The organism is Streptomyces sp. SPB074 (genome assembly GCF_000154905.1).
Taxonomy (GTDB): Bacteria; Actinomycetota; Actinomycetes; order Streptomycetales; family Streptomycetaceae; genus Streptomyces.
The window spans coordinates 1,276,559-1,281,469 of record NZ_GG770539.1; the positions used below are offsets into that span (position 1 = coordinate 1,276,559).

Annotated in this window: 4 protein-coding genes and 3 pseudogenes; 2 read left to right on the plus strand and 5 right to left on the minus strand. The window is 76.6% G+C overall.

The features are described 5' to 3' along the window. Both SSBG_RS05135 and SSBG_RS05140 read right to left on the minus strand, forming a co-directional pair. Positions 1–458: pseudogene (locus tag SSBG_RS05135) on the minus strand (hypothetical protein); the annotation flags it as partial. Next, positions 455–940, minus strand: coding sequence for an RrF2 family transcriptional regulator (locus SSBG_RS05140; protein WP_008745153.1), 486 nt, complete (start codon positions 938–940; stop codon positions 455–457). The gene SSBG_RS05140 and the pseudogene SSBG_RS05135, both read right to left, overlap by 4 nt. Positions 941–1,078: 138 nt before the next feature. Between SSBG_RS05140 and SSBG_RS05145 the strand changes: the two genes are divergently transcribed. Beyond that, on the plus strand, positions 1,079–1,675 hold the full coding sequence (locus SSBG_RS05145; RefSeq protein ID WP_008745154.1) for a cupin domain-containing protein: 597 nt from the start codon (positions 1,079–1,081) through the stop codon (positions 1,673–1,675). A gap of 58 nt (positions 1,676–1,733) precedes the next feature. On the opposite strand, the pseudogene SSBG_RS30690 reads toward SSBG_RS05145, so the two are convergent. Next, positions 1,734–2,405 (minus strand): annotated as a pseudogene (locus SSBG_RS30690) (HAD family hydrolase). A gap of 60 nt (positions 2,406–2,465) precedes the next feature. Further along, complete coding sequence (locus SSBG_RS05155; protein ID WP_037868991.1) at positions 2,466–2,972, minus strand: hypothetical protein; 507 nt, start codon at positions 2,970–2,972, stop codon at positions 2,466–2,468. Positions 2,973–3,158: 186 nt separating this feature from the next. On the opposite strand from SSBG_RS05155, the gene SSBG_RS05160 reads away from it, so the two are divergent. Then, entirely contained in the window at positions 3,159–4,634 is a 1,476-nt protein-coding gene (locus tag SSBG_RS05160) for an aminotransferase class I/II-fold pyridoxal phosphate-dependent enzyme (protein WP_008745156.1), read from the plus strand. A gap of 70 nt (positions 4,635–4,704) precedes the next feature. Here the strand turns inward: SSBG_RS05160 and SSBG_RS05165 are convergent. Further along, positions 4,705–4,911 (minus strand): annotated as a pseudogene (locus tag SSBG_RS05165) (glycosyltransferase family 2 protein); the annotation flags it as partial.

The following is a 4,911-nucleotide window of genomic DNA, read 5'->3' on the forward strand; positions in this document are numbered from 1 at the left end:
TCCGAGGCGAGACGCGCGGGATCCAGGCCCGGCGCGTCCCGGGCCGCCGCGAGGGCGAGCGGCAGGGTGTCGGCCGGCTCACCGTGCACGAACATCGAGGCGCGCAGGCGGCACAGCACCTCCTCGGCGGCGAGCGCGCCCTGCCGTTCGGCGGCCTTCGCGACGCAGGAGGCGGGCCAGGAGGTGGCCGCGACCCGGGCCAGGCGGGGCGCGTACGACGCGCCCGTGACCGCGCACACCTCGGCCACGTACCGCGCGTACCAGGCCGTCTCGGCGGCCGGGTCGGGGGCGGGCTCCTCGTCCTCGTCGAAGAGGATCGCGTACACCCGCCGCCAGCGGGCCCGGCCGCTCCAGGCGGTGCGCAGCCGGGCGAAGAGCGGCGCGGCGCCCCAGGCCCAGGGGCACAACGGGTCGGTGTACTCGGCGACTTCGACCTCGGGGAGCGGGGCGGCGTTCACACCGTGCTCCCCTCCACGAGCAGCGGGGCGGCGGAATCGGCACCGGCGCGCTCCTGTGCCGGGGCACCGGCGCGCTCCTGCGCCGCCTCGCGCGCGAGCGAGGCGAGGCTCACCGCGCCGAGGAGCTCGCGGGCGCGCTCCTCCAGCGTGCGCCACAGTCCGGGGAGAGCGGCGGCGGGACCGGGGTAGGCGAGGTGGGCGGGCACGGTGCCCCGCACGGTGAGCACCTCGCCGTCCACGGCGCGCACCACGTCGAGGAGGCTTATCTCCTCGGCGGGCCTGCCGAGCCAGTAACCGCCCTCGCAGCCGCGCTGGCTGCGGACGAGACCGGCCCGGCGCAGCTCGCCGACCACCGACTTGAGGAAGCGGAACGGAATGCCCTGCGAGGAGGCCATCGCCTCGCAGGTCAGCGGGTGTTCGGGGCGGGAAGCGAGCTCGACGAGGGCTCGCGCGGCGTAGTCCGCCTTCGCGGAGATCTGCATCACCCCATCATGCACGGCCCCGGTACGCGCCGGAGCGGGCGGAGCCGGCCGGCGGGCCGGGCTCGCGATTGTTGCCGCAGGTGAACAGCATTGGACACCTCTTGACATCCTTTCTCGCGGGGCCCTACCTTCCGGGCCATGAGCGAGCGATCGACCAGCCCCGGCGAGACCGTTCCCGACGAGCCGCCCCCGGGCGCGACCACCCCGTGCGGTACGGCTCCGGGGCAGCCGGGTCCGCGCGGGACCGTCGCGGGCGAGGGCTTCCACCCGCACCTGCACGAGCAACCACCGGGCCCCGTCGCCCCCTTGCGCGCCCGGCTGCACCACATCCGCGCCGACGCGCTCGACGGCGACACCGCGCAGAGCGGCGGGATGCGGCGGTTCGCCGCGGTGAGCGGCAGGACGGTCGGTTCCGAGAAGCTGTGGATGGGCCAGACGCACGTGGCGCCGTCCACCGCGAGTTCCGACCACCACCACGGCGCCTCGGAGACCGCGATCCACGTGGTGTCCGGGCACCCGGAGTTCGTGTTCGTGGACGACTCCGGGGAGGCCCCCGAGGAGGTGCGGCTGCGCACCTCGCCCGGTGACTACATCTTCGTACCGCCCTACGTGCCCCACCGCGAGGAGAACCCCGATCCCGAGGCGGAGGCCGTCGTCGTCATCGCGCGCAGCACGCAGGAGGCGGTGGTCGTCAACCTCCCGGGCCTGTACGCGCTTCCGGCGACACCCGAGTAGGGGCGGCACCAGTGCCCGGAAGGAGGAGCGGCGCCCGAGGAGGGGCGCCCCCCGGGGGTCACGCCGTCCCGCGCCGTCCCAGCGCGCTGTCGCCGAGCCGCGCCAAGAGCGCGGCGGTGTCCTCGTAGACCTCCCGCGCGCGCCCCGGACAGCTCCGCGCGGCACACTCCACCGCTCAGGAGCCCGATGGGGTGCAGGCCGGCCGCCCGCGCGGCGCGCATGTCCCACACCGAGTCGCCGACGAAGACCGAGCCCTCCGGGTCCGCGCCGACCTGTTCGAGCGCGTGGAGCACCGGGTCGGGCGCGGGCTTCCCCGCGGACACGTCGTCGGCGCTCGCCGTCGCGTCGATCGCCCCGTCGGCGCCGATCGCCGCGCGCAGGGCGGCGAGTTCGGGGCCGCCCGCCGAGGTCGCCAGGACCACGGGCCAGCCCTCCACGTAAGCCGGCGCAGCAGGTCGGCGGCGCGGTCGAAGGGGGCGAGGCGGTCGAAGTACGTGCCGTAGAGCGCCTTGTGCCCGGCGCTGATGTCCGCGTCGCCGTCCCGGTCGTGGTCCGCGCCGAGCACGTGCGCGAGGAGGTCGTCCGAGCCCAGCCCGATCGCGCCGAGGATCGTCGTGAACGGCACCCGGTGCCCGGCCTGGCGCAGCGCCTCCCACCAGCAGACGGTGTGGAGGTGGTTGGTGTCGACCAGGGTGCCGTCCACGTCGAAGACTGCGGCGGGCTTGTTCACGGGTGCCTCCAGCGGGACGGGACGTGCGGTGCGGGCGGCCGGTCGGTGCGGGTGGGCCGGTCAGTGCGGCCGGGTGCCGCCGCGTCCGTGCGGGACGCGCGCGCGGCGCGCCGCTCCCGCGAGCGCGGACGGGGTGCGTACGGGCGTCCTCGGGCGCGGGGGCGTCGCGGGGCGGACGGGGCCGCCGCGCGCCCGCCGCACGGCGCCCGGGACGGTGGCGGCCACGTGCAGGGCGCGCACGAGCCCCGTGAGGTGGAAGACGCGCCGCGCCGCCGGGTACTCGGCGGCGACGCACAGCACGCCCCCGGGCACCGTGCGCTCCCCCGCGCGCAGCAGGATGCGCAGCGCCTGCGGGGTCACCACCCGGGAGCGCACCCGCACCACGACGATCCGCGCCGGGTGGTCCTCGACGGCTTCGCGCAGGGTCTCCTCGGCGGCCACCTCGTTGTCCAGGTCGGTCAGCGTGTCGAAGGGCACGACGAGAAGGGCGGCGGTCGCCGGAGTGGGCGGCCGGGGCGGGGCGGCCGGTGTGCGGGACGGTGCGGCGGGCGTGTCGGTACGGCTCACGGAACCTCCTTGCCTCGCCTTCGAGTGTGCCCCGGGTCACGGGGGACGTGCAAAGGGTGCGGCGGGGACGGGGCCGCCGGTACGGGCGCGCGTGGGGGGCCTGCGCACGGGAGTCGCGGGGCCGCCGTGTCCGCCGCTCGGCTCATCGGCTGGTTCCCCGGGGCGGCCCCGGGGAACAGGAGGCACATGTCCGAGCGAGTCGATCACCGGCAGGCGCCCGTCCTCGAAGCGCTGGCCGCGTACCAGGAGCGCGGCGAGCTGTCCTTCACCCCGCCGGGGCACAAACAGGCGAGGGGCGCGGACCCCGGGGTGCGGCGGCTGCTCGGCGACGCCGCCTTCCACAGCGACCTGCTCGCCTCGGGCGGGCTCGACGAGCGGCGCACGCGGGGGCGGGTCCTGGAACGCGCGGAGCGGCTGATGGCGGACGCGGTGCACGCCGCGCACACCTTCTTCTCGACCTGCGGCAGTTCCCTCTCGGTCAAGGCGGCGATCCTGTCCGTCGCCGGACCCCACGAGAAGCTGCTCATCGGCCGCGACGCGCACAAGTCGGTCGTCTCGGGACTCATCATCTCCGGGGTGCGGCCCGTGTGGGTCGAACCGGAGTGGGACCGCGCACGCCACCTCGCGCACCCGCCCTCGTCCGCCGCGTACGAGGCCGCCTTCGCCGCGCACCCCGACGCGAAGGGCGCGCTCGTCACGAGCCCCACGCCGTACGGCACGACCGCCGACCTGCGCGCGCTCGCGGGCGTCTGCCACGCGCGCGGCAAACCGCTGCTCGTGGACGAGGCGTGGGGCGCGCACCTGCCCTTCCACCCGGACCTGCCCGTGTGGGCGATGGACGCGGGCGCCGACGTGTGCGTGACGAGCATCCACAAGATGGGCAACGGCCTCGAACAGGGATCGGTCTTCCACCTCGGCGGCGACCTCGTGGACCCGGCGGTCCTGGCCTCGCGCGCCGACCTGCTCGGCACGACGAGCCCGTCCGTCCTGCTGTACGCGGGGATGGACGGCTGGCGCCGCCAGATGATGCTGCACGGCCGGGAGCTGCTGGGCGCGGCGCTCGACCGGGCGGCGGGGGTACGGGCGGCGATCGACGGCATCGACGGGTTCCGTGTGCACGGGCGCACCGACTTCTGCGGCCCCGGGCTCGGTCACGACCTCGACCCGCTCCCGGTCGTCATCGACGTCTCGGGGCTCGGTACGAGCGGCTACCGGGCCGCCGACCGGCTGCGCGAGCGCCACGGCATCGACGCGCACCTGGCCGACCACCGCCGGATCAGCACCCAGCTCACGTACGCCGACGACGAGTCCACGACCGGCCCCCTGCTCGACGCGCTGCGCGCCCTGGCCGCCGAGGCGGCCACGCTCGGCGCCGGGCCGGAGGTCGCCGTCCCGGCCCCCGAGGAACTGCGCCTGGAGCAGGCCCTGTTGCCGAGGGACGCCTACTTCGGCGCGGTCGAGGACGTGCCCGTGGCGGAGGCGGCGGGGCGGATCAGCGCCGAGATGCTCACGCCCTACCCGCCCGGCATCCCCGCCGCCCTCCCCGGCGAACGCCTCACCGCGCCCCTCCTGCGCTACCTGCGCACCGGCATCGCGGCCGGCATGAACCTGCCGGACGCGGTGGACACCTCGCTGGAGACGGTGCGGGTGGTGGCGGAGTAGCGGGCGCCGCACGGCCCGGGGCATCGCCCCCCGGCACGCGCGGCACCGCTCCGCGCGCCGGCGCCGCTCCTCACACCGGCTCCGTGCCCTCCGTCTCCGCGAGCCGCGCGAGCCGTTCGCCGTAGCCGCCGCTCGCGCGCGGACGCAGGCGGACGGAGGTGGCGACGGGTGAGCGCCGGGTGCGCAGCACGTGGTGCCCGCCCGTCTCCAGCGCGTGGACGAGGGCGCGGTCCTCACCGGTGGCGAACGGCGGGAAGCCGCCCGCCCGCACGTAGGC

Excerpts from the sequence above, each read along its gene's own strand:
- SSBG_RS05140 (WP_008745153.1), bottom strand. The coding sequence starts at position 940 with ATGCAGATCTCCGCGAAGGCGGACTACGCCGCGCGAGCCCTCGTCGAG.
- SSBG_RS05145 (WP_008745154.1), top strand. The coding sequence starts at position 1,079 with ATGAGCGAGCGATCGACCAGCCCCGGCGAGACCGTTCCCGACGAGCCG.
- SSBG_RS05160 (WP_008745156.1), top strand. The coding sequence starts at position 3,159 with ATGTCCGAGCGAGTCGATCACCGGCAGGCGCCCGTCCTCGAAGCGCTG.